This is a genomic window from Pseudoalteromonas spongiae UST010723-006 (assembly GCF_000238255.3).
Lineage (GTDB): Bacteria > Pseudomonadota > Gammaproteobacteria > Enterobacterales > Alteromonadaceae > Pseudoalteromonas > Pseudoalteromonas spongiae.
In genome coordinates this window covers 244,049-266,695 of the sequence record NZ_CP011040.1, presented here as the reverse complement: position 1 = coordinate 266,695, position 22,647 = coordinate 244,049, and the positions used below count along the sequence as shown (strand labels likewise).

At 42.2% G+C, this 22,647-nt stretch carries 19 protein-coding genes; 2 read left to right on the top strand and 17 right to left on the bottom strand.

Annotation, left to right across the window (positions count from 1 at the left end; translation table 11 throughout):
• Nucleotides 1-120 precede the first annotated feature (120 nt).
• On the top strand, nt 121-1,011 hold the full coding sequence (locus PSPO_RS15710; protein ID WP_010558207.1) for a gluconeogenesis factor YvcK family protein: 891 nt from the start codon (nt 121-123) through the stop codon (nt 1,009-1,011).
• Here the strand turns inward: PSPO_RS15710 and PSPO_RS15705 are convergent.
• A complete protein-coding gene (locus PSPO_RS15705) occupies nt 1,008-1,325 on the bottom strand; it encodes an Hpt domain-containing protein (protein ID WP_010558208.1) in 318 nt (105 codons plus the stop codon). The genes PSPO_RS15710 and PSPO_RS15705 overlap by 4 nt on opposite strands.
• A gap of 25 nt (nt 1,326-1,350) precedes the next feature.
• On the opposite strand from PSPO_RS15705, the gene PSPO_RS15700 reads away from it, so the two are divergent.
• Nucleotides 1,351-2,358, top strand: a complete 1,008-nt coding sequence (locus PSPO_RS15700) for a glycosyltransferase family 4 protein (RefSeq protein WP_010558209.1) — start codon at nt 1,351-1,353, stop codon at nt 2,356-2,358.
• Nucleotides 2,359-2,375: 17 nt separating this feature from the next.
• On the opposite strand, the gene PSPO_RS15695 is transcribed toward PSPO_RS15700, so the two are convergent.
• From PSPO_RS15695 to PSPO_RS15620, 16 genes are all read right to left on the bottom strand, one after another.
• Complete coding sequence (locus tag PSPO_RS15695; protein ID WP_010558210.1) at nt 2,376-3,809, bottom strand: sigma-54-dependent transcriptional regulator; 1,434 nt, start codon at nt 3,807-3,809, stop codon at nt 2,376-2,378.
• Nucleotides 3,810-3,846: 37 nt separating this feature from the next.
• On the bottom strand, nt 3,847-5,316 hold the full coding sequence (locus tag PSPO_RS15690; RefSeq protein ID WP_010558211.1) for a SpoIIE family protein phosphatase: 1,470 nt from the start codon (nt 5,314-5,316) through the stop codon (nt 3,847-3,849).
• Between the two features lie 2 nt (nt 5,317-5,318).
• Nucleotides 5,319-6,029: a P-loop NTPase family protein gene (locus PSPO_RS15685; RefSeq protein ID WP_010558212.1), complete on the bottom strand. Its 711-nt coding sequence runs from the start codon at nt 6,027-6,029 to the stop codon at nt 5,319-5,321.
• Nucleotides 6,026-8,113, bottom strand: coding sequence for an SLBB domain-containing protein (locus tag PSPO_RS15680; protein WP_010558213.1), 2,088 nt, complete (start codon nt 8,111-8,113; stop codon nt 6,026-6,028). Before PSPO_RS15680 ends, PSPO_RS15685 begins: the two co-directional genes overlap by 4 nt.
• 5 nt (nt 8,114-8,118) lie before the next feature.
• Nucleotides 8,119-8,961 carry an OmpA family protein gene (locus PSPO_RS15675; RefSeq protein WP_010558214.1) on the bottom strand — a complete coding sequence of 281 codons (843 nt, stop codon included), beginning with the start codon at nt 8,959-8,961 and terminating at the stop codon, nt 8,119-8,121.
• Nucleotides 8,962-8,976: 15 nt separating this feature from the next.
• The gene (locus PSPO_RS15670; RefSeq protein ID WP_010558215.1) at nt 8,977-9,303 is read right to left on the bottom strand and encodes an STAS domain-containing protein; all 327 of its coding nucleotides are present in this window, start codon (nt 9,301-9,303) and stop codon (nt 8,977-8,979) included.
• A gap of 148 nt (nt 9,304-9,451) precedes the next feature.
• A complete protein-coding gene (locus tag PSPO_RS15665) occupies nt 9,452-11,245 on the bottom strand; it encodes a sugar transferase (protein WP_010558216.1) in 1,794 nt (597 codons plus the stop codon).
• Nucleotides 11,246-11,255: 10 nt separating this feature from the next.
• Nucleotides 11,256-12,332 (bottom strand): glycosyltransferase, encoded by a 1,077-nt coding sequence (locus PSPO_RS15660; protein WP_010558217.1) that lies wholly within the window; start codon nt 12,330-12,332, stop codon nt 11,256-11,258.
• 11 nt (nt 12,333-12,343) lie between these two features.
• Nucleotides 12,344-13,810 carry a GumC family protein gene (locus tag PSPO_RS15655; protein WP_010558218.1) on the bottom strand — a complete coding sequence of 489 codons (1,467 nt, stop codon included), beginning with the start codon at nt 13,808-13,810 and terminating at the stop codon, nt 12,344-12,346.
• Nucleotides 13,811-14,154: 344 nt separating this feature from the next.
• Nucleotides 14,155-14,598, bottom strand: coding sequence for a hypothetical protein (locus PSPO_RS15650; RefSeq protein ID WP_010558219.1), 444 nt, complete (start codon nt 14,596-14,598; stop codon nt 14,155-14,157).
• Between the two features lie 10 nt (nt 14,599-14,608).
• A complete protein-coding gene (locus PSPO_RS15645; RefSeq protein ID WP_010558220.1) occupies nt 14,609-16,645 on the bottom strand; it encodes an LruC domain-containing protein in 2,037 nt (678 codons plus the stop codon).
• Nucleotides 16,646-16,765: 120 nt separating this feature from the next.
• Nucleotides 16,766-17,875 carry a glycosyltransferase gene (locus PSPO_RS15640; RefSeq protein WP_010558221.1) on the bottom strand — a complete coding sequence of 370 codons (1,110 nt, stop codon included), beginning with the start codon at nt 17,873-17,875 and terminating at the stop codon, nt 16,766-16,768.
• 10 nt (nt 17,876-17,885) lie between these two features.
• A complete protein-coding gene (locus PSPO_RS15635) occupies nt 17,886-18,587 on the bottom strand; it encodes an acyltransferase (RefSeq protein WP_010558222.1) in 702 nt (233 codons plus the stop codon).
• Nucleotides 18,577-19,971, bottom strand: a complete 1,395-nt coding sequence (locus PSPO_RS15630) for an O-antigen ligase family protein (RefSeq protein WP_010558223.1) — start codon at nt 19,969-19,971, stop codon at nt 18,577-18,579. Before PSPO_RS15630 ends, PSPO_RS15635 begins: the two co-directional genes overlap by 11 nt.
• Nucleotides 19,958-21,349: a lipopolysaccharide biosynthesis protein gene (locus PSPO_RS15625; protein WP_010558224.1), complete on the bottom strand. Its 1,392-nt coding sequence runs from the start codon at nt 21,347-21,349 to the stop codon at nt 19,958-19,960. The genes PSPO_RS15630 and PSPO_RS15625 overlap by 14 nt, the downstream gene beginning before the upstream one ends.
• Nucleotides 21,339-22,502 carry a glycosyltransferase gene (locus PSPO_RS15620; RefSeq protein WP_010558225.1) on the bottom strand — a complete coding sequence of 388 codons (1,164 nt, stop codon included), beginning with the start codon at nt 22,500-22,502 and terminating at the stop codon, nt 21,339-21,341. Before PSPO_RS15620 ends, PSPO_RS15625 begins: the two co-directional genes overlap by 11 nt.
• Nucleotides 22,503-22,647 lie beyond the last annotated feature (145 nt).

Below are 22,647 nucleotides of genomic sequence, written 5' to 3'. Positions count from 1 at the left end.
AGTTTAGCGAAAGTACCTGCATGCTGCATTGCAAAATGCAAATTAAGTCACTTTTTTGCCCATTTTTTGCTGGTACATAACTTGTATCACTCTATTGAGAGAATTTGGCGAGGGCGTATTATGAAAATTGTATGTATAGGTGGTGGTCATGGTCTTTCACAGGTGCTCGATGCGCTAAAAAATATGCCATGTGAACTCACAGCAATTGTAACTACAACAGATAACGGCGGAAGCACAGGCCGACTGCGCCAAGACCCAAGCCAAATTGCCTTTGGCGATATTCGTCGCTGCGCTGAAACACTTGGCAACCCTGAAAATATGCTCACTATTTTGAGCGAACAACGTTTCGAACAAAACAACGACTTAAAAGGCCACAGTTTTGGCAATATATTATTAAGCGCGCTAAGCCAAGTCACGCATAACACCAGCGACGCCATCAAGATTTTTTGTGCCATGCTGGGGGTAAAACACACCATTTTACCCATGGCTAACGGCCCAGTAGATTTAGTGGCAACAAGTGAAAGTGGCGAGCGTGTTTTTGGCGAGTGCCACGTCGATGCGCTTTCAACCTTTCCTAAGCACTTAAGTTTGTCTAAAGCGGTGGTTGCCAATCAACAAGCGGTAGAGGCAATTCTTCACGCAGATTTAATTTTACTCGGCCCTGGTAGCTTATTAACAAGTGTTATGCCTCCGCTTTTACTGAGCGATATTCGTGACGCGTTATGTCGCACGTCAGGCTGTCGTATTTTTATTGAAAATTTGGTACCTGAACACAGCGCTGTTGATTCTATTCCGGCAAATGAACAAGTAACGAAAGCCGTGGAAATTCTTGGTTATAAGTTTTTTGATGTGTGCTTAACCCCAGACGCATTTGAAGCGATGGACTTAAGAGCAATTGAAAAAGAACAGCACAGTAGCACACATAATAAGTCGCAGTTAAAACACATTATTGAGCAATTACTGCCGTATCAAGATGACACACAGCCGAACTACAGTATTAAAGTGCATTAAGAAATGGGTATTGCAACCATGGTGGCACTATGTATTTCGGGTAGTAATGCACGCTCGGTAAAAAAGGCAGTGTCGTTATTTTTGGCATGGGCCTCAAGGGTTTCGGCAAGGGCACCAAGCTCATCTGCACCGTATGAACGGGCACAGCTTTTTAAACTGTGGCTAAAACGCACAGCGTCGTTATCGAGGGTAGTAACGGCCATAATCTGTTCGGTGAGTTTGGTTGCTTCACTTTTAAATACTGCGAAAAGTTGGCCTAAAACATCTTTACCAACGTCAGCTTCAAGTTGTTTTACAGTTGTTTGATTAAACATAGCATTCCTTATTGGGGAGGTATTTATGCGAAATCTTGTGCTCTTCTTAGATTCTAGCCTATTTGGCGGCATTGAATCGCATATTGTTGAATTAGTGAAACTAATGCAGCGTAACAACGTACCTGTGTCAGTACTGTTTTACCAAGACCATCACAATATGCAACTCTATAAATTACTTGAAGCCTTAAATTGCACTTACCAATGTTTAGATGGCAAACCACTTAGCTTGCATCAATATTTAAAACAGCACAGCAACACAGTGTTGCATACCCATGGTTACAAAGCGGGCATTATTGGTCGACTTACTTGCAAAGTAACCGGAAACTTATGTATTTCAACATATCATGCCGGTGAAAAAGGCGCAGGCCGAGTAAGGCTATACAATTGGCTTGATCATCTCACCAGTGGCTTTTCGCAAAATCTAGTTGTTGCCCAACATCTTAAAAACACGGTTAAAAACAGTGAATTTATTGCTAATTTTATCGTGCCAAACAACCCTAAACTTAAACAGCCCAATAGCGTACTGAATATTGCCTTTGTTGGCCGGCTATCATATGAAAAAGGACCTGACCGTTTTGTCGCGCTGGCGCAGCATTTCACTCAGCAACCGCGTTTACAATTTCATGTCTATGGTGACGGCGATATGGCGTCTGAGCTTAAACGTAATGCACCAAAGAACATACAGTTTCACGGTCATCAAAGTGATAAGTCACTTTGGCAATCAATTGATGTATTAGTTATTTGTTCACGTGAAGAAGGGTTACCAATGGTGCTGTTAGAAGCCATGGACAATAAAATAGTGTGCATTGCTAACCGAGTAGGTGCCATCGACAGCGTAATTGCCCATAATCAAACCGGGCTGTTAACCGATGATCAAAGCCATGTCGCACTAGTTAACCGCTTAAAAACATTGTTATTTATGTCTCAGCAAGAACGCAATTACTTAATTAAAAATGCCACCAGCAAATTGCACCGATTTTACTCAGGCCGCGAGCAATTTACTCAACTCAGTAAACTGTATTTCAAACCTTAAAGGTCAACACGCTCTCGTTAACTAATAACACCTTGCTCTTCCATTTGCTCCCAAGTTTTCATTTTTCGGTAGATGGTGGAAGGGCTAATATCTAAAAGCGCTGCGGCTTTTGGCACATTATCGTTACACGAAGCTATCGCTTTTTCGATATAACGCTTTTCAACTATCCACAAAGGTTCAATATCGGAGCTGCGTAACAGGTTAGTGGTTTCGATACTCGCGGCAGTTGATTGCGGCGTCATATTTGCCATTGGCTGCGCAGCAACTATAGGCTCTGTTGACATACTACTTTGTGGAAATGGCGGAAACATGCGCTTTTCTATCCACGGTTGGTTATTCAATACCACGGTGTTGCGGATCATATTTTCAAGCTGACGCACATTGCCAGGCCAACTGTAGGCCATTAAATGTTGTTTGGCGTCATCACTTAACCCTTCGAACGTTTGGCCTTCTTCTTTAGCAATACGTGAAAACAACGCCTCGGCTATTTGAATCACATCGGTACCGCGCTGACGCAGTGGCGGCAACTGAACAGGGATCACATAAAGTCGATAATACAAGTCTTCGCGAAAACGCCCTGCTTGCACTTCAAGCCATGGGTCGCGATTGGTTGCGCAGACAAATCGTACATCAACCTGCTGTTGTTGCTCACTGCCAACCTTTTGAAAACAGCCCGTTTGAATAAAACGCAGTAACTTACTTTGTAAATTGAGATCCATTTCACACAACTCATCAAGAAACAGGGTGCCACCGTCGGCCATGCCTGCGGCACCTTCACGAGAGTTTGTTGCACCGGTAAACGCGCCTTTTACATGACCAAAAATTTCACTTTCAATCAAATCTTTTGGAATGGCCGCGCAATTTATCGCGATAAATGGTTTTTTACTGCGCTCACTGCATTGATGCACCGCGCGCGCGCACAGCTCTTTACCGGTGCCACTTTCACCTGTGATAAATACCGTCGCTTTACTATTAGCGGCATTGTTGATGATTTGATAAACAGATTGCATTGGCGCTGAGCTACCAATCAGTTCACAAAATCGCCCATTTTCAAAACGTGATTGGTATTTTTCAACCGTTTCACTTAGCGAGTTAAGTTTTAATGCGTTATTAACTGTGATGCGAAAACGCTCAGCATCGACGGGCTTTTCAATAAAATCGGCGGCGCCGTAGCGAATAGCATCAACCGCCATTTCTTTACTCGCATGGGCGGTTAGTACCACTACTTTTGGTCTATCGTTAACGGGCAGTTGCGCTAAAATGTCCATACCACTCATATCGGGCAGCATAACATCTAGCATGATCAGATCAGGTTTGTTGCTTGCTAAATAATCTAAGGCCTCTTGTCCTGTGTACGCTACATCGCTGTGCATGCCAGTGGGAATAAGGTATGACTGGTACAACAACGCTAACGATTCCGTATCTTCGACAATTAAGATCTTATTTGGCATAGGCAAACTCCTGATCACATTTAAGTATTTCCTTAGTCTAATTAAGTACTAGTAGAGACGAATCGTCAATTTCTTTTGATAATCTTGGCAAACATTTATACCAAAGTTGACTTAAATCAGTGCCTATTGCGCTAATATTAGCAGTGTTAATAGCATCAACTAGCTGCTGCAGCTCAAAGCAATTTTCATGGTTTTCAAACAAACCATCGGTCGCCATTACCAGTGAATGACCGTGCTCAAGTTGATAACACTCGCTGTGATATTCATAGTCTCGGTCGAGCCCAAGTAAGGGTTGGCTGTTGCCGATATTTGTAACTGTCTGCTGCTGTGATAATTCAACCGGTAGCGGATGCCCCGCGTTTACAAGTGAAATATGCCGTTCGCTAATTTCCAGTGCGATAAAGGTGACGAGGCTCTGCTGCATAAAATCTTGGTTAGGTAAGCTCTTTGCCAAACCGTTAACAAAATCAGCAAGTGACTCAAATGGGCAGTTAAGCAAACCCAGTACGTACCCTTTTAATTGCAGCGCAACGCGGTTTGCACTTTCGCCATGACCCATAACATCGCCAAAGAACACATAGCTGTGATGTTCTTTGTTTACCGAAACTAACACATCACCGCCACTACCCGCAGCAACATTGCCAAATGAAATTGCCGATAGCGCTCCGAGCTTAAATTGGTCTTTATGGGCTGCCAACTCGCCTTTTGAAATATTAACCGAACGCGAGACACAACGGCTTTTAACTCGCTCACAAACAATTTCTAATTGCTCTTTTTTTACAGGCTTAACTAAATAATCATCAACACCACATAAATGGGCCTTTAGCATGGTCTCTCGACTACCATCGCCCGAAATCACCACAATACCAATATTGTTTAGGTGACTTAGCTGTTTAATATTAGAGATAAATTCATCGGCCAACATGGCATTTAAGTTCATATCAATTAATAGCAAATCAACGTTATGCGCCATTAAATATTGGTACGCTTGCTGTTCATCCGTAAAGGCGTGACAGTCATAATCACGCTCTAAATAGGCGTTTACTAACTGTAAGCTGGCGTGTTCATCATCAATAATCACAACACGGTTTTTCACTTTCTTAAGCGGTAAAGCAAAGCTAAAGTGATTTTTACCGTGTTTTTCAAAATAACGGAAATCAGGAAAATAATGTTCGATTAATGCAAGCCCCATTCCACCCTCGCGCAGTTCGCCATCTGCTAGGTCAGTATGTTGGGCTTTTGAGGTCGTTGGGTGAAAATAGCTTGTTGGATCGATTAACTCAATTTTAATACTGTTGAGCGTGCGCCCTATGACTAAGGTAACCGCTTCGTCTTCCCCTTCACTGTGGCGAATAAGATTTGTTAAATATTCGGTGACAACAAGGCCAGTATTATCAATATCATCGTTTTCAACATCCATGGTTGCAAGCAAGGTGAGTAAAATTTCACGCACTGAATGTAAGGTCGACCAAATTAAGTTAAAGCGCCTGTAAAACAATACATTCATTGTTACACCCCTTGGAACAACCACTTTTGGCGATTAACTAAATTGATCAGACGATGTTTCACTTTAGGTAATCGTCGAAAGCGGCGATTAATGCTGTCAATCAAACGCTCTCCGAGCGGTGGCATATACATTTGACTCACCACAATTTCAAAGCGCTTGCAGTGAGCCGATTTTAATTCACTAATTACCGTATCTAATGTTTCTTGAGTCGTATGGCCAAGTGCAATATCTAATAACAATAAGTCGGTCACCGACATTAATAAATGTAGTGGGAAATTCGCATGATTACGCTTACAAATTGGCGACATATCAAACAAAATATAGTCGAATTCTTGTTTCAACATCAAAACCGCCATATCGAACACGTCTTTCTCGCGCACTAGCGCTAAGTCTTGCAGTTGCGTAATGCTTAAAAAGTAAAAATCATCAATTGATTGCGCATTCAACTGACAGCTAATATCACCAAATGACCACCTAGCAAGCGCATTTGGCATGCTAATTAAGTCATTATCAGTAAGCGGATTACAGGTGTTTAAATCAATCACTAAAACGCGTTCATTGCGCCCACTCAAACGCTTAGCCACACTAATGGCCAAAGAGGTGGCGCCCGAGTTTCCGTTAGGTGATGCAAATGCTATACAACGCGCGTTTTCACTATTGATAGATTCAAAAATAAGCTCAAGCTCTTGATACTGTTTTGGAATAATTTTCATAAGCCCACCGCAATAGCCACAATAGTTAAAATATCAATGAGTGAATCTTTCGCTCGCTGGGTAAAATCTTGTCCTTGATCTGGAATATATACCGTGTCGCCTGCGCGCAATAACGGGATATTCGCCGAATTTGGCTGTTTAATAAACTTCTCTAAGTCGAAACGGCGCGATTGTTCTTTACAACAGCCATGATTAATCACCACAATTTTACTGATAAGCGCATTCGATGACGGACCACCGGCTTCGGCTAATACATCAAGCAGTGACATGGAGTCATCAAAGCTATAGCGACCAGGTTGCTTGATGGCCCCCATAACACGCACTACCTGATCTTTAGGTTGACGTAACCAATCTTTACTTTTTTCTGGAACAAAAATCGTATCGCCTGGTAGTACTCTTGGGAATAAAGTTTCATCACCTGTTTCAAAGTATAGCGCTAAGTTAAGTTTGCTCACGCGTGATTGTGTGCCGTTACGGTGAGTAATGCGAATATTGCGCAAGTCAGCATCATCCGTAGGACCATCAGCTGCTGAGATAATATCAAGAAAATGTAGTGACTTATCAAATGCATAACGACCCGGCGCGCCAACCTGCCCCAATACATAAATAGAGCTTTTTGCATCTTGACGCACCCACTGCGACTTGTTGTCTTTTGGATCGTGTGGCAGTTCTTCAACAATGATGGTATCGCCAGCAATAATGGTTGGTAGTGGGTAGCTATCACTGTCGCTATTGGCATATTCATCCAAACTAAAACGCTGTAATAGCTGACCTTGGCGAATGATCTTAATATCGTTCACATTAGCACCTTTTGTCGGGCCTCCCGCATGTGCAAATAAATCGGTAAAGTCCATTTCGTCACTCCACTCGTAACGACCAGGATGATGGATTGCGCCCATAATTTTAACTGCACGAGTCGGCGCTACTTTAAGCCAGCTTTTTTCATTTAAATCGGTTTTCTCGGGAACAAAAATCACATCACCAGGCGCAATTTCAGGGATCGACATAGACTGGTAGCCTTCGCTGTAAGCTTGCAGATCAAACAGCGTGTTCTTGCCAGCTGGCGTTAAAATTTTAATCTGACGAGTTTCAGCAAAACGCGTTGGGCCGCCTGCATTTGCCAGGATATCTAAAAAGCCAATTTGATTGCTCGCCTCATAAGCACCCGGCTTTTGCACTTCACCCATAATGTAAACGGTACGTGCTGTGGTGTTGACATCATCTACCATAATCGGCACAAAAATCGTGGTGCCAGCGCCAATTTTTGGTAACAAGCTGGTATCGCCTGAATCCAAGTATTGCTTCAAATCAAAGATAGTTGGCGTGTTATTTTGAATAACGCGAATTTTAGTCACATCAGCATAACGCGTAACGCCCTCAGCACGCATTAATGCATCGATAATATTCATGTCTGGTTTATACGAAAAACTGCCAGGGCTATGTAATTCACCAAATAAAGTTACAGCTTGGCCTTGACCGTCGGCATCACCTGCGCTTGAAAGTGTTTGAGCATCAAAGTCAATTTGCACATTACCCAAAAGTGGTGACACAGGTACAAATACGGTATCGCCCGAACGTAATTTAGGTAACAAAGCAATATCACCGCTATCGAGATAGGCTTTGTAATCGAACGTAGTAGTGTTTTTATCACGGCGAATTTGTAATTTATTCAGCTGGGCACCTGGTTTAATGCCATCGGCTTTCGCTATCACCATTTGAATATTACCATTAGCTGGAATACTTACTTGCGACGGATTGTTTACATAACCAAGTACCGTAACCAGTAAGTCGCGTGAACGCACTTCTAAATAAAACTTACCGAGCGCTTTGTACACACCAGCAAGCTTAAGTTTCACTTCTGATTCAGCACGTTTAGGCGTTTTACCTGCAAGTTTTACCTTGCCAATTTCAGGCAGTTCAACAAATCCTTTATCATCAACTTCAAAGGTGCTCTCAAATTCAACTTCCCCCGGTACATTGAAGTAGACTTTGTTACCTACTTCAATCACCGCCTCGTCATCATTGGCATGGAGCGAAAAGCTTACTAACCAACACATTAGCAATAAATAGATGATTGATTTCATGACGATCACTCCTTATCTTCCAAAGCACTTGTCCACTCGGACAAAGGCTTTACTTTAGTGAGCTCTGCGGCTTTTGCAGAATTTGCAAGAATATACGCATTTACACGGCGGTCTGAATGCTGCTTTTGTACTGATTCACCCTCGTTACTAAATGGTACTTGTGCACCTTGCGCTAACGTATTGACCTGTTCGGGATTGACACCGTAAAGGGTAAGCCAACTTTTAACGCTTTCAGCGCGTTTATACGCCAATTCAAAGTTACTCACTTTGCTGCCACGTTGATCTGTGTGTCCAACTAACAAAATTTTGGTAGCAGGCGACATTTTAAGCAGCTCAGCGCTTTGCGCCAATCGCACGCGATACTTAGGTGTTACTTCGAAACTATCAAACGCAAATTGGTTGTCGCTATTAAGCAAGTTTTCCAACTTTTCAAACAACATTGAATCGTTTTTTCGCGTATCCGCAATGCAATGTGTATTACTGATCACGCGCTCAAAGTGATTCTCTAACTGCTGTAACTGATGGTAGAAAGTACGCATATCTAATTGCGCTTGCGAATACATCTCAGCAGCTAATGTGCGGTTGATTCGTGTCAACATTAACTCGGCTTGATATAACTGCCCCGGCATACAGTTTTTGATACCACGACTTTTTAGCCAATCAAGTTTCAGTGAAAGGTGCTCGAACTCGTTCATCACCTGAAATGGTAAGGCATTCTCAAAGCCATTAGTGCTTTGCGGGGCATCTGGATGATATTGCTCTGCCCAACCGCCGCGACCTTCTTCAGGCCACGTGGAACAACCAGAGCACACACCGATAATACATGCGATAGGCAGTAACTTATCCATAGCGACAATTCCTTCTTAAGCAGTTTCTGTAGAGCTAATAAATGGAATGGTTGCGTCAACACGTAACAGCTTCATTAGCTTTTCCGGTTGACCTGACACATCAAGTAAAGACATTGGAATACCGCGCTGTTCAATGCGTTTAAACAAAAACACCATGGCACCAATACCTGATGAATCGATAAATTCGGTATTGCCAAAATCAAGCACTACTGAATCATGCTGTGTCGCAGCAAAACACTCAAAATGCTCGCGATATTTATCTACATTTAAGCCCGAAAAGTCATGCGGAAGCTCAACCGTTAACGTGTTGTTTTGCTCTTTAGTGGGAAGTAAGTTGTTCATAATCATATCCTCTTTTGAGACTATGACTAATAACAACCAAATAGAGTGCCAAAATTTATTTACTTATATTTCAGTTATTTATATTTTAAAAAATGTTTGAAATAGCAAAATGCAACAAGCTAGATCCAGCCCGTTGCATTTTGCAATGCTATTGTCCTTTACCAAGTACCACTACCTTAATGGTTTTGAATAAGATATCACATTCCATTTTAAGCCAAGTTGAAAAGCGCGACATTGATAATACGTACGAATAATCCCACGCAATTTTATTGCGTACATCTTCCACGCTTTCATCATAGCCATTCATCACTTGAGCAAGCCCCGAAATACCTGGCTTAATACCATAGGTACGCTGAATAAAATACGGAATTTCACGTTCTAATTTAGTGTAAAAGCTAGGGCGTTCTGGACGCGGGCCAATTAGCGACATATCACCTCTAAGTACATTCCAAAACTGTGGTAATTCATCAATGCGCGTTTTTCTTAAAAAGCGACCAACACGCGTAATGCGAGGATCGTTACCTTGTGCCCAAACGGCACCTGTTGCTTTTTCGGCGTCAAAACGCATGCTACGCAGCTTGTAAACGTAAATTAAATCGGTTCTATCTTCGTTAATCCGCCCGACACGTAATTGCTTGTAAATTACGCCTCCTTTTGAATCAAGTTTAATTGCAATACCAGCAAGCAATATAATTGGCGAGAATAAGGTTAAACCAACCACTGCACCGATAATATCAATACTGCGTTTGCAAAACGCAATCATTGAAACTCCCGGATTAGATGACGACACTCTGCGCCAAGCTGTTTTGTATCGAGACAGTGACACAATGCCAATTAAGCCCGCTAGGTAACTGGTGATTACATAGTTTACAGAATCAATTAATGGCAAGTCTGTATGCCATTTAAACATCGCTTTTATCACCCCAATTAGGTTTATAAGCAGCATACTGCCCAGCAGTAGCTGCGCCGCGATATCACCTAAAACAGCTAACATAGTTAATGCGGCAAATGCGCTAAACAGCATTACGGGCATTACTCCACGCAGTACTTTGTTAGAAAAAAAGCTGAAAATTTGCGCCAAACTAAACTGGTTTACGCGCTTAAATATAGTGTTTAATTGCTGCCAATTTCCTGCACCGATGCGAATACGACGGCTGAAATCTTGTGTTTGATTGTCTTGTTCGCATTCGATTATGGCAATTTCATCGTTGAAACTGGCACACTGCTCTTTGCCAAGCGCTGATACCAACTGCACAAAGTCATCGTTAATAGTGTTTGATAAAAGTGGTGTTACTTTTTCTGCACGCATAGCAAACATGGCACCTGCGAACCCGTTTACTGCACCAAGCTGCCCTTCTAGTCGACGCACGGCGTTTTGGTATTGCCAATATTTATCTAAACAGCCATGAGCAGAACTATTTGGTAAATAGTTACCTGAAACAGCAACAATGTCTTTATTAACCATTGATTTAGCCACTTGCTCAAGGCAATTTACACTCATCAATGCACTGACATCTGTAAACACAATTATATCGTACTCATCGCGATAACGTTTTATTAGTGTATTGAGCGCGTTTACTTTGCCCGCGTTAACAGCAATCTCATCGTATGTGCAATAAATAAATTGATCATGTAGATGCGCGCTAACACGTTTAACAACATCAGCAGTTGCATCAGTACAGCCATCACCGACAATGTGAATACCCATTTTATCATTTGGATAAAGCTGCGACGCTAAATTATGCAGCTTTTCTTCGATGTAATTTGCTTCATTGTATGCCGCGATAAAAACCCCAATTGATGGCGTTTCTCGATGGCTAAGCGGCGTGCCGTCAATCACTTTTCGTGGCGTTTTTGCAGCCAATATCGCCAGCAACTTTGGATAAATAAAATGATGATAAACAAATAAAACAGCAACAAATATTATGATAAACCAAAGCATAATGAACTCCTTATACCATCGCGTGTTGATAGATTTTGTTATAACGATTTGCCATCACTTTTAGTGTTGCTTGTGATAACGCATATTGACGAATACGAGTGCCATAATTCAGTGAAAGTGCTTTTATTAAATTTGGAGCAAGTAACTGTTCTTCATTTATAGGTAATACAAACCCATGTGGTGTATTTACAACTTCGCTAATTCCCCCCACATCACTGGCAACGACGGGGCGATTACAAGCCATCGCTTCTAAAATCGATAGTGGTAACCCTTCCCGCTCTGAGTACAAGCAAAACACATCAATGGCCGAGTAAAAACTTGGCATATCTGATACACACCCAAGCCAGTAAACCCTATCCGCAACACCAAGTTGTTCCGCATACGCTTTCATTTTCTCAAGTTGACTGCCGCTACCGGCAAACACCATATGTACCTTATAAGGGAGTGTTGTGAGCGTTCGCAACATGGACTTATGACCTTTGCCCTCTTCAACACGGGCGGCACAGCCAATTAGCGTGTAATTATGTGGTAGCCCTAATTTGTTACGAGCGCTGTAACGTGAGATTGGCGTAAAGTAGTCTGTATCAATACCATTGTGCACCACATGATCTGGCTTAATTTTGGCCTGTTTTTGAGCAAGCTCTGCGACCGCTTTTGCATCTGCCACTATAGTAATTGGAGTACATTTGCCAATCGCTTTAGTGAACATACGGTATTTGAAATCCGTTAAATACCACGCATCATGCAAGGTATGAATATGCTGTATTTTGGGTCTTAGCATTTTGGCTAAACTGGCGTACAACATGGGGCCAATATGGTGGCTGTGAATTACGTTAATATCAAACTTATCAATAAGAGCAACGAGCTTTTTAACTGTTTGCCAACTCACGCCCGGCGCTTTATTTAAACAGTAAAAGTTGTTTAATTCTTCCAGCTGAGGCCATGCTTTAATCGCCCCTTTTTTAGTGCCTTCCATCGCTACTAAAAACATTTTTGAATTTGTTATTTCACTACAGCACAGGCCAAATGCCATTTTTTCAAGCCCGCCCACTTGTGGGTGCTGAATTAGTTGAATAATGTTATTCATAATGCCTCCAATTAGTCGATTCGATGTACAGTGACATCGTTCACAATGGGTAATTTGGTTAATACGCGTTGCCCTGCAATCGTTTCTATCGTTGCTTCATCGCGTACACGTAAGTCGGTGATCATGGCAACAAATGTGAGTGCCGCAGCGCTAAATAGGCCAAGTACAATGCCCAAAATGATGCTTACCACCAACGATTGATTAATCGGTGATGTTGGGCTGTATGCGCGTTCAATGGTTTTTACTTTATCAGGGCCCTCATAGCGTACTAATTGCCCTGTCACTTTTGACATTTCATAACGCTCAAGCATTTCAGAATACAAGGTTTGTTTCACTTGATAATCCCGTTGCAGTTGGCGCAGTGCTTTATCAATTTCGCTTGAACTTGAAAGACGTGTTGAGACAACCGATAACTGTTCGCTTAGCATCTCAATTTCATTATTTAGCTGTGCGACATTATTTTCAGCTTCTTCCAAAGTAATAAGTTGCGCAACCAGTAATGCGCTGTCTTTGGCGTTAGCACCTAACGGTAAACTGTTGGCGATTTGCCACAGTGAATCTAAATCAGCCTCTTCAAATGGCTTTGCTTGACTTTCCATTTCTTGCTTGCGAATTTGTAAGGTTTCGAGTTCGCGTAATTTAGCCTGAACCTTGCTATGCTGATCTGTGTAACGGGTACGCAATAGCGCAATATCTGCCTCAATACGCATAATGCTATCAACTAAGCGCCCCTTAACTGGATTCGCTTTGGCAAGTTGCTTTTTAAGTGTTGCTAGGCGTGCTTTTGCGCCACTTAGATCAACTAGTTTTTGCTGTTTTTCTTGCTCTAAACGCGCCAGGGTATCTTGGTTCACATTTAATAACTCAGGCAGCGCTTCACGGTTATCACGCTTAAACTTTGCTAATTTATCTTCAGCAAGTTCTAGTTGCAGGCGCAGCTCTTCAAGTTGGTTTTTCAAAAATGTTTCTGACGTATCAAGGGATGCTTTGGTTGGCGCTAACAAACGCTCAATAAATTTCTCAACCAGTGCTTCAAGCACTGGCTTCATTTGTTCGCGTTTGTTCCATTTAAAGTGAATGCGCACTAACTCATCGCCCACCAGTGAAATTGAAATGGCACTGGCTAATTTTTGCTGCATTTTTTCAACTTCAAGTTGATTGGTTAAGTCATCCACTAAACCAACCTCTTTTACTACTTCAGTTAAATTTTTACGACTCAGTACCAAAGTGCGTAGCGCATCCATACGGGCCGATAATTCAAATGAGAATTCAAGCTCATCTAAGAAAGGATTTAACAACGCAGACTCTTCAATCAAAATAGTCGCGTGATTGGTATATTGCTTTTCACTGCTAAGTGAAATTGCAATCACAGCAATCGGCACAATGATCATCGGTAACGCAATAAGCTGCCAGCGCTCATACATGGTGTATAAGGCTAGGTAGATAAGCTTTTTAATTTGCGCAATCGTAAAAACCATTTCTAATCCTAATTCGCAAATTGCAACGCAATTTAGCGATTTGCTATATCAAAATGTGAAAAACACCGTTTTTTCACCCCTTTGATATAACTATCGCAAGTTCAGCGCCAACTATTGGAACTGTAGGGTTTTTTAACTAAAACTGACTCATAAAACGTAAAATTTTTACTTAAAATTAGATGGTTATGTTATTTAAAGTGATGGCTAACGGCATAATCCGTTGGGATTTAGAATCATCAACATATAAAAAACGCCTAAAGAGGCGCTTTTTAAATTCAATTTAACAGGGGTATTACGCTGGGCTAGTTTAAGCAAGTGCTTTAAATTCCAAGTTAACAATGTGGTCAGTTAATTAACCACTTTTGTTGGTCTTGGCTGACATCGTACTGCCATTCATAACGCATTGGTGACATTGAGGTATCGTAATACCAAATATCCGCTTTTATCTTTTGCCCTGCATGTGGCAAAGTCAACGAAATTTGTAACCCATCTGAAGTTAACGGTGCTCTTAAGAAGCAATTATCTTCATGAGTTAATATAGCCTCAACTTGGCATATATTGATAAAGGCTCGCTCGTTAACTAAGTTTGCTGCCACATCAACAATTACAGTTACGTCTGTTTTAAAGTCGAACTCTGGTGCCACATTTAAACCCGCAGTGCCTGAATTGTCGCTACCATTTCCGCCATCAGTAACAACGTCTGGCGTTTTTTGAGGTGTACTTTCGCCGCCTCCACCACCACATGCAATCGTAGACAGAGCAAATAATGTTATAAAAAACTGTTTCATAAATTGTCTCCTAATTCTGAACCGAATAACGGTTAACCGGATTGTTAAACCAGGTGGTGTTTGTGCTGCCAGCGCTTTGCGCAAACGCTTTAAATTGGGGGTAAGCAAACAACATGTCGGTACCTTCTGTTGGATGATCCCAACGGGTACCAATAATAAGCGCCCATGGCAGACCGTTTACTGTTTGAAAATTACCATTTGTGGTCGATGCATCATCTCCCTTATCAAAATAGGTTGAATCGAATGCTTCTGTAGGTGAGTGGTTTTTAAGGTGTACTTCCCAGCCTCTAGCATTCGCACTATCAACGTACGGCCCATGATCGAATCCGTTTACGGCAAAGATAAACGGAGAAATATCGTTTAATATACTTGCATTGTCAGCAATGCTGTTGAGCAACGGCAACGTTGCAGAAAACGAGATGGGCTGTTGACTTAAACAGTTCGACTCAGTTCTAAAGTAATTACAATTTGATTTTGCTGTCGCAATCACCTTTGTGTCATCCAAAGCGACTAAAATTGCTTCGCTACGACCTGCCTCTAATGGATTTTTGGCAACCTGTTTTCCATCAATCGTTAACCTAACCAGGGATTCATTTACGGCGCTTCGTGGCATGTTGGCAATACGAAATGCAAAAGCATTGTGATAACTGGCACCGACTGCAAGTAATTCACCCTCGAATTTAAAACGCACGATCTGATTGCCTATCTGACTTTTAAACACGCGATATCTCACAACAACATCATTAAAGTCATAGTCGCCTTGTTGCGGCCATAAATCTTCAAATGCAGCTGTTTGCCACGCGGTAGCAACTTCCACTAAACCATTCGCAATAACTGATACATTAACGTCTTCTACTTCACCACTGTCCACACCTCCAATTGGTGCGATCGATGGCGTATTTGACACTCTAAAACGTGCCCATGTTGCCCCCTCTTTCGCATCGATAGGGACTTCTATCAGCATGCGGTTTTCGCCGGCGCTACCGAGATGTTCTGCAATAATCTGTTCAGATTCATCAAATTGGCCATTACCGTTCCAATCAACCCATGCATTTACATAGCCTGGAGCAGAGAGCGTAAATGACACTAGGGTGTCCAGTCCTGTTTCTAAACCTGTTAAGAAACTTATGCCGTCGTCGTCATCAAACGATTTTGGAGTATGCTCGGCACTCACGCTATTACCGAAGTACAGGTTTCCTTTTCCATGACGTGCTCCATTGGCACTTATAGACGTAGCGTAACTATCAGGTGCATCACCATAATCAAGGGTTGGTGCTTCGCTTTCGTCAATGATTGGTGCAGTAGCACAACGGGCACCATCGTTATTGCCCGAGCTTGGTCCGTATGCAAATAAGGTTGTTGAAGTCGGGTCGTTAATTTCAACACGAAAGATATGTCCATCACTATTTCGGCTAATATATAGGTAACCTTCTACATCAAAATAAACCGCTCCAAATGTGCCTATTACGCCAGTAAATCCCAGATTAGTGCTATTACCAGAAATCACATCAATAGCAATTAAATTACCCCTGTTATCAACGCTGTAGGCGAGATTTTCATCAGGGTGGAACGCTAAATCAAAAATATTTAGATTAAGGCTACCACCGTCAATAACCTTTGAGGCAACCAGATAATCAGCTTCGTTTTCATCAAGTGCAATTCGATATAAACCGTAATCTGCGCCTTTTCGATAGACGTAGTAAGCATTTTGTTGTACAGATACATCACCTACATAAAAGTTTGTATTTGGTAAACCAGATGCATTAAGTGGCTCTAACACGTAGTCTTTGCCAATGCGACCGATATTGCCCCGGCTATAATCCCAGCCGTATAAATATCTGTCATGCACACTAAAACCAAATCCATTTACTTTTTGGTTAGTGCCGACATTAGCAGCAAACTGATCGTATGAACCAGACACAAGGTTAACGCCAAAAATTGTGGCGCTGCTCCCTTGAACCAAAAATGCTTTAGACGGGCAGGTATCGAACGGCGCAGCACTGCTGCCTGCAGCAATAAATAATAAACTAACAATTGAGCTTTTCATCTAACTCTCCTAACTTTGAGCCTATTAACATTAGTGCTGCAAGTTAGAAACCAAAAATAAATCATTGATTATTAAGGCAAAAAAAAGTCCAAAACAAAAAGCGTTGCAATATGCAACGCTTTAATCCAGTTGTTCCAACACAAACGCAGCTTTTTGTTGCCAGCTGTGTCGTACAACATGCTGTTTAGATGGCGTTTTCCAATCAAGGAACGGACTCTTAGAAATTACCATGGCATGGTCAACTCGGGCGATAAAGCCTGCGTGGTCTCTTGCGATGAGCACCATGTCTTTATAACGTTCAACCGCAGGAAAATGGGTTGACACAATAGGTTTACCGGCGGCTAAATATTCTTTTAGTTTTAGTGGGTTACACGCTTTTATTTGACCATTATCTAAAAACGGTAACAACGAGACTTGCCAGTGCTGAGAAAAACTCGCCAATTGATGATGAGCAATTTGCGAAATATAAATCACATTCGGCAATGCAACGAGCGCACTAATATCAATATCGGCTTTTCCAATCAGTACCAAATGATAATGTGGGCGCGCCTTGGCAAGCTTTATTAACAAATCGACATCTAACCATTGTGATATTGAGCCATAAAAACCAACCACGTTACTAAGATTATGAAGGTGCATATGAGGCTTTGTCATATCACAAAACAAGTCATAGTCAACGCCGTGTTCAAGCATTTGAGTTTTGTGCGCTGGCATTTTATCGAGTAGCACCTTACTCACCACATAAATATTATGTGCCATATGAATTAGGCGCTGTTCACTTGCCTTAACCAAGTCGTAGTCAACTCCAGCCAAGCTGGAAAAATCATCGCCACAATAATAAATTAAGCGGTCTTGTGGGCGTAGTTGAATCATATTGATGGCGGTTGGTACACTCACCCAATAGATAATCGGCTCATGGGACGACAAGTCGAGAGTTTTGGCAACTTGACGCTTATTAAAAAGCGTCGCCAACTTGTTGTCATGCCAAGGGAAAATTAGGGGGTTACATGCTTCAACTGGCAATTTATCGCCCGGTGACTTAACGTTTCCAGCCATCATCAATTTAACCTTACTCAACACACGCTTAATATCGGTAAAATTAATTTTAGGTTTGCGCATGCCTACGGAGTTAAACCAAGTTACATCGTATCGCTTGGCGATCACTTTAAAAATATGCTGGGTACTGCTTGGGTGACGCCCCCAGTCTTCTGCAAATACGACAAATTTCATAGCTTACTCCTTAATCTAAACGCTTAATCACTTTGGCCGGATTGCCAGCAACAAGTGTAAAGTCGGCCACATCTTTAGTGACAACCGTATTTGCAGCAACTATCGCCCCTTTACCAACAGTAACGCCTGCCAAAACCGTTGCACCTGTGCCTATCCAAGCACCTTGTTTAATAATGATATCGCCCGCTTGCTCTGGTAAATCGGGTTTACCTTTGGCGCGCTCGGCGCAATTTAACGGGTGACCAGGAAAGCCTGCTAAAAATACTTTTCCAGCTAAACGCACATCATCTTGTAGCTCTATTTTTGTGCCGACAGAAAATGCATTTTGCCAGCCCACGTCCACGTTATTGCCAATAATTAGCTTTGCTATGCGTTCTGAGTGATAGCGCCCACAAAAGGTTGCAATGCCCGACATTCTGACATCGTCACCTAGGCTAATTGCAAGTGCACCAATAACTTGTGGCATACCGCACTGTAAGGTTAAGCGCTTTTTACTGCCGCTTACTTGGCTTTTAAACATGGGCGTAAAATAAATAAACTGCAGTGTATTGTGCCAAATCGTTTTACTACTTCGATGAAGTGCGAACAATATTTTGTAAAGTACTGGCACAACCGGCATTTCAATATGCTTAATTGCATAAAAGCTACCGCGACAAAATTTGCCAAAGCCCGAATCACTGCTTTTCACCCAATTTTTAACATCAGCTATCATGACGATTCTCCTGCGTATCTTTACTTAACGTTTGCAGCATTTGTTCCAAGGCAATACTGAGCGATAAAATAATGTAGATAGGCCAGGTAAACGCCTGAGTTAAAAAGGTGCCAGACACCACAAAGCCAATTAATCCCGCCTTTAGCGCTTGTACGTTGACAAGCAAATTAGCTTGATGACAAAACTTTACTTTTGAACCACTGCGCTTCAATGTGCGATAAATCGTTGCGATTAGCGTTGCAAAAAGCGAAATTCCGACAAACCCGGTTTCACCAAGCACTTGGAACCAGGTACTGTGCACTGCATGATTTTTGCCATCCCAATGCGGGCTGTAAAAGAAGTAGTTAACGTAAAAGTTGTTGACCCCCACACCTGTGAGTGGATTTGATAGCGCCATGTTAATTGCCGCCTGCCACGCATAAATTCGCCCCATTGCAGATTCATCAATACCGCTTTCTGCTGCACCGCCACTTTGTCTGTCACTGATCCCCGCTGCCACCAAGAGCACCGCTAAACCAAACCCTAAAATAGACACCAATACCACGGGGTTTTTGATGGTGCGCGCCAAAAAGTACGCAACAATTGCCATTACGCCTAATAATCCGCCTCGGCTTTGTGTTGCAATAATGCCGTACACCACCAAGCACAGTGCAATAAACGCAAATACACGGTAAATCGTTTTGCTTTCTTTGTTAAAAAGCTCGGCACACAAAAACGAGACCGGAAACAATAGCACCAAGGAAAGATCGTTTGGATCGCCAATTTGCGATTGTAAGTGGCGCGAAATCGTGACCCGTGAACCTTCCACTAACCCAATACCATTAAGCTTGTTAAAGACTGCAACACAGGCAATTAACGCCCCACTCACCATAATACCAAGCCGGGCAATGCCGAACGCTTTTGGCGTATTGATCCACCAGCTTATAACAAACACCATAATCAGTACTTTGGTTAGGGTCGAACTCCAATACTCAATGGCCATACCACGATTTGTCGCCATCATTACGCATAAGGTTAACCAAGCAAAAAAGAACATAAACGCACTGTGCGCTGGGTGCCAAAACGGTGTGAGCTTTTTACTTAAAAACAAATGCCACGCAATGCCGAACAGTGACGCCAAAGCCAATAATTTTGGGATCTTAAGCGGCATTAATACGGGAAATGCTTCGTGAATACGGAAATAACTAAAAAGAATAAATAAAATGACAAAAATAACGCTAAATCGCACGGTGAAATACAGCGCATACGGCAGCATCAATAGAGCAAAAGGCGCTGCAGGCCCCGCAACTTTAAACAGCCCGATAATAGTTACACTGATTAGAATACCGAGCAGTGCAAGTTTAATCGGCGATTTCGATAAGTGCTGTTGGCTAAGAGTATCCATACTTACCTCCCACTTTATTAGGTTTTATCGCGCCACATTTTATTGCGTATTTAAATGACAGCAGTAATGCGACGATTAGCAAGATTACATTTAGCCAAATCACATTGCCCACAATACCGATTTGCAGTAGCAATAAGCCAAAGCCAAATAACACCGTACCGAGATGATATGTGAGCGGCGCGATACGCTGACTAATTATATAGAACGCTAAAAATCGCACTGTATGCCCAACAAAAAGCCCCGCAAACACGCCGCTAATGCCTTGGCTTGGGGTCAAAAACGCTATAATTAATATTGCTACCGTGGCACATATGCCGTTTATAAGTGGTACGTATTGCGCGTTTTTATCGAGATAACAGCCTAAATTCAGCAACTCCGCATAACTTTTAATAACCAATAAAACGCACAGCAACCCAATGTATTGGCTACTGTTGTGATAGCTTTGAGGTAACAACCAACTAATAAGGTAAGGGGCGATTATCATCATTGCTAGTGCCAGCATAGTGATGATAAAGCACCCTGTAACAGCACCACTCGCTGCTAATTCTGTATTTTCAAAGTAACGTTTGAAGCGGATTGGGAACCACCATAAGCGAAATGGCTCAAACGCTAACGACAATGCCAATGAAAATTGCGTTGCAATAAAATAATATGCCAGCTGCGATGATCCTAAATAGCTCGCAATAAACCAATTTTCAGCGCCACCAAGCCCGTATAAACATAGCGCTGACAACGCAATAAAGCCGCCGTAACGAACATGCTCTCTGGTTAATGGCTGCTGTTTTAGCAATAACAGCGAACGATGGTAAATCACTAAAGCTAAGGTAATAATAAAACTGGTGACACAACCACTTATTAGCACACCTAAAATACCGTAATCATTTAACAATAAGGTGTAAGTAAGCAGTGCTTGCACTACGCCTTGAGCAAGGGCAACACACATGTAGGGTTTTGATTGTTGCAATACGCGATAGCGTGTTAAATAGATGGCCTGCAATGTAGTGAGCGCCAAATTAAACATCAACAGGCAAAAGTACGACTTTTCAATTGGCAGCGGCACTAGAGCCAACCAGATATCCGCGCCAAAGATTGCAAAGAACAAAAACACACAACTCACCAAAAACGTAAACTTAATACTACTGGCAATGAATGAGTCGAGCATCTCGTTTGGCAGCTTTACCGCAAAGCGAAAAATCACTTCAGCCATGCCAAAACCTAAGAAAATACTCAACATGGCGCCAATGCTGACGAGAAAGTTAAGCATGCCGTAGCTTTCTGGCGCCAAAAAGCGCGTCACTATCGGCAACATCAATAGGCTGATCCCTTTTAGCCCAGCAATGGCGATACCGTAATGGACAAATGCAGCATTAACGTTCATACGCCACCTGCTCAATTAAGCGCGATAACTTAACACCTTGCTTTATTGCATTAAAATGCCTGTTAACACGGTCTCGTGCAGCGTTGCGCATTTTTATACGTTCGTTTTCAGGCAGTTGGCAAAATGTTAAGATGACTTGTTTTAACGCATCGCTATCTCTACTTGGTACAGTGTAGCCACAGCTACCATCGACAATTTCAGTACATCCCATAATATTGGTTGTAATTGCAGGTAACCCCATAGCCATGGCTTCTTTGAGCACGACCGGGCCGGTATCTTTATCGCCGTTATCAGCAATACAAAAAGGCGCGATAAACGCATCATATTGCTTTGAAAGCGCAATAATTTCGCTTGATGTACGCTGCCCTAAAAAACGCACCCAATTGTTAAGATGCAATTGATTCACCAAATCAACTAACTCCGCGAGCTTGGGCCCGCTGCCGATAATATCAAGTTGTGGTCGTTTCGAAGGTGAAATATCAGAGAGCGCATTAAGTGCAAACTCAATGCCTTTTTTATCAACCAAGCGGCCAACAAATAGCAGCTTTACCGTGCTGTTGTTTGGATTGTCATAATGCTGAAACTTGTTAACGTCTACACCGCAATGCAACAAATGCACAGAATGGGTTTTAATATTTTGCAGCAGGTTGTACATATCTTGGCAAACCGCCACATTAAAATCGCAAAACGCCAGCTTAGCGTTCAGGTCGTTCGCGTTTACATATACATCATGTCCATGTCCGACACTCGACACACTAATTCCTGCGTACTTGGCAGCAACAATGCCGTACGCCAAACTGCTGTGCATAAAATGGCAATGAATATGTGAGATTTTCTGTTTTTTAATCAGATAGTTAATCTGAAGACCAAAGTAAAGCAGTGATAAATTACGTATCGCATGCTGACTTGATGCGGCTTTGTACGCATTCGCCACCCCTTGAATACTGGTGCAGCATAACCCTTTAAGTGTGGTTGTAATGCGCTCGCGTTTTAGTTCGAATACATCAAAATCAAAGTCACTTTCATGGTCTAAATGCTCCATCGTGATCACGCTAACTTTGTGACCTGCAGCACGCAACGCCTCAATTTCGGTGACCACAAAGGTTTCGGACGCGACCGGAAACTGTGGGACATAAATAGCAATATGTTTCATAACGCTCTCCTCACATCTATGTAAAGAGCACATCGCAATCTTTATGCCGATAAAAATACCATGTTAACCCCACTAAATTGCCGATTTGCAATCAACCATTCGCATTTTGCAAAGCAATTTTGCTTTTTGCGTGCATTTTGACCCT

Coding starts and splice junctions, on each gene's coding strand:
- PSPO_RS15655 (WP_010558218.1), bottom strand. CDS start 13,810: ATGGTTTTTACGATTGCGCAAATTAAAAAGCTTATCTACCTAGCCTTA.
- PSPO_RS15625 (WP_010558224.1), bottom strand. CDS start 21,349: ATGAACGTTAATGCTGCATTTGTCCATTACGGTATCGCCATTGCTGGG.
- PSPO_RS15680 (WP_010558213.1), bottom strand. CDS start 8,113: ATGAAATCAATCATCTATTTATTGCTAATGTGTTGGTTAGTAAGCTTT.
- PSPO_RS15675 (WP_010558214.1), bottom strand. CDS start 8,961: ATGGATAAGTTACTGCCTATCGCATGTATTATCGGTGTGTGCTCTGGT.
- PSPO_RS15705 (WP_010558208.1), bottom strand. CDS start 1,325: ATGTTTAATCAAACAACTGTAAAACAACTTGAAGCTGACGTTGGTAAA.
- PSPO_RS15690 (WP_010558211.1), bottom strand. CDS start 5,316: ATGAATGTATTGTTTTACAGGCGCTTTAACTTAATTTGGTCGACCTTA.
- PSPO_RS15710 (WP_010558207.1), top strand. CDS start 121: ATGAAAATTGTATGTATAGGTGGTGGTCATGGTCTTTCACAGGTGCTC.
- PSPO_RS15660 (WP_010558217.1), bottom strand. CDS start 12,332: ATGAATAACATTATTCAACTAATTCAGCACCCACAAGTGGGCGGGCTT.
- PSPO_RS15635 (WP_010558222.1), bottom strand. CDS start 18,587: ATGATAGCTGATGTTAAAAATTGGGTGAAAAGCAGTGATTCGGGCTTT.
- PSPO_RS15650 (WP_010558219.1), bottom strand. CDS start 14,598: ATGAAACAGTTTTTTATAACATTATTTGCTCTGTCTACGATTGCATGT.
- PSPO_RS15665 (WP_010558216.1), bottom strand. CDS start 11,245: ATGCTTTGGTTTATCATAATATTTGTTGCTGTTTTATTTGTTTATCAT.
- PSPO_RS15620 (WP_010558225.1), bottom strand. CDS start 22,502: ATGAAACATATTGCTATTTATGTCCCACAGTTTCCGGTCGCGTCCGAA.
- PSPO_RS15630 (WP_010558223.1), bottom strand. CDS start 19,971: ATGGATACTCTTAGCCAACAGCACTTATCGAAATCGCCGATTAAACTT.
- PSPO_RS15700 (WP_010558209.1), top strand. CDS start 1,351: ATGCGAAATCTTGTGCTCTTCTTAGATTCTAGCCTATTTGGCGGCATT.
- PSPO_RS15670 (WP_010558215.1), bottom strand. CDS start 9,303: ATGAACAACTTACTTCCCACTAAAGAGCAAAACAACACGTTAACGGTT.
- PSPO_RS15695 (WP_010558210.1), bottom strand. CDS start 3,809: ATGCCAAATAAGATCTTAATTGTCGAAGATACGGAATCGTTAGCGTTG.
- PSPO_RS15685 (WP_010558212.1), bottom strand. CDS start 6,029: ATGAAAATTATTCCAAAACAGTATCAAGAGCTTGAGCTTATTTTTGAA.
- PSPO_RS15640 (WP_010558221.1), bottom strand. CDS start 17,875: ATGAAATTTGTCGTATTTGCAGAAGACTGGGGGCGTCACCCAAGCAGT.
- PSPO_RS15645 (WP_010558220.1), bottom strand. CDS start 16,645: ATGAAAAGCTCAATTGTTAGTTTATTATTTATTGCTGCAGGCAGCAGT.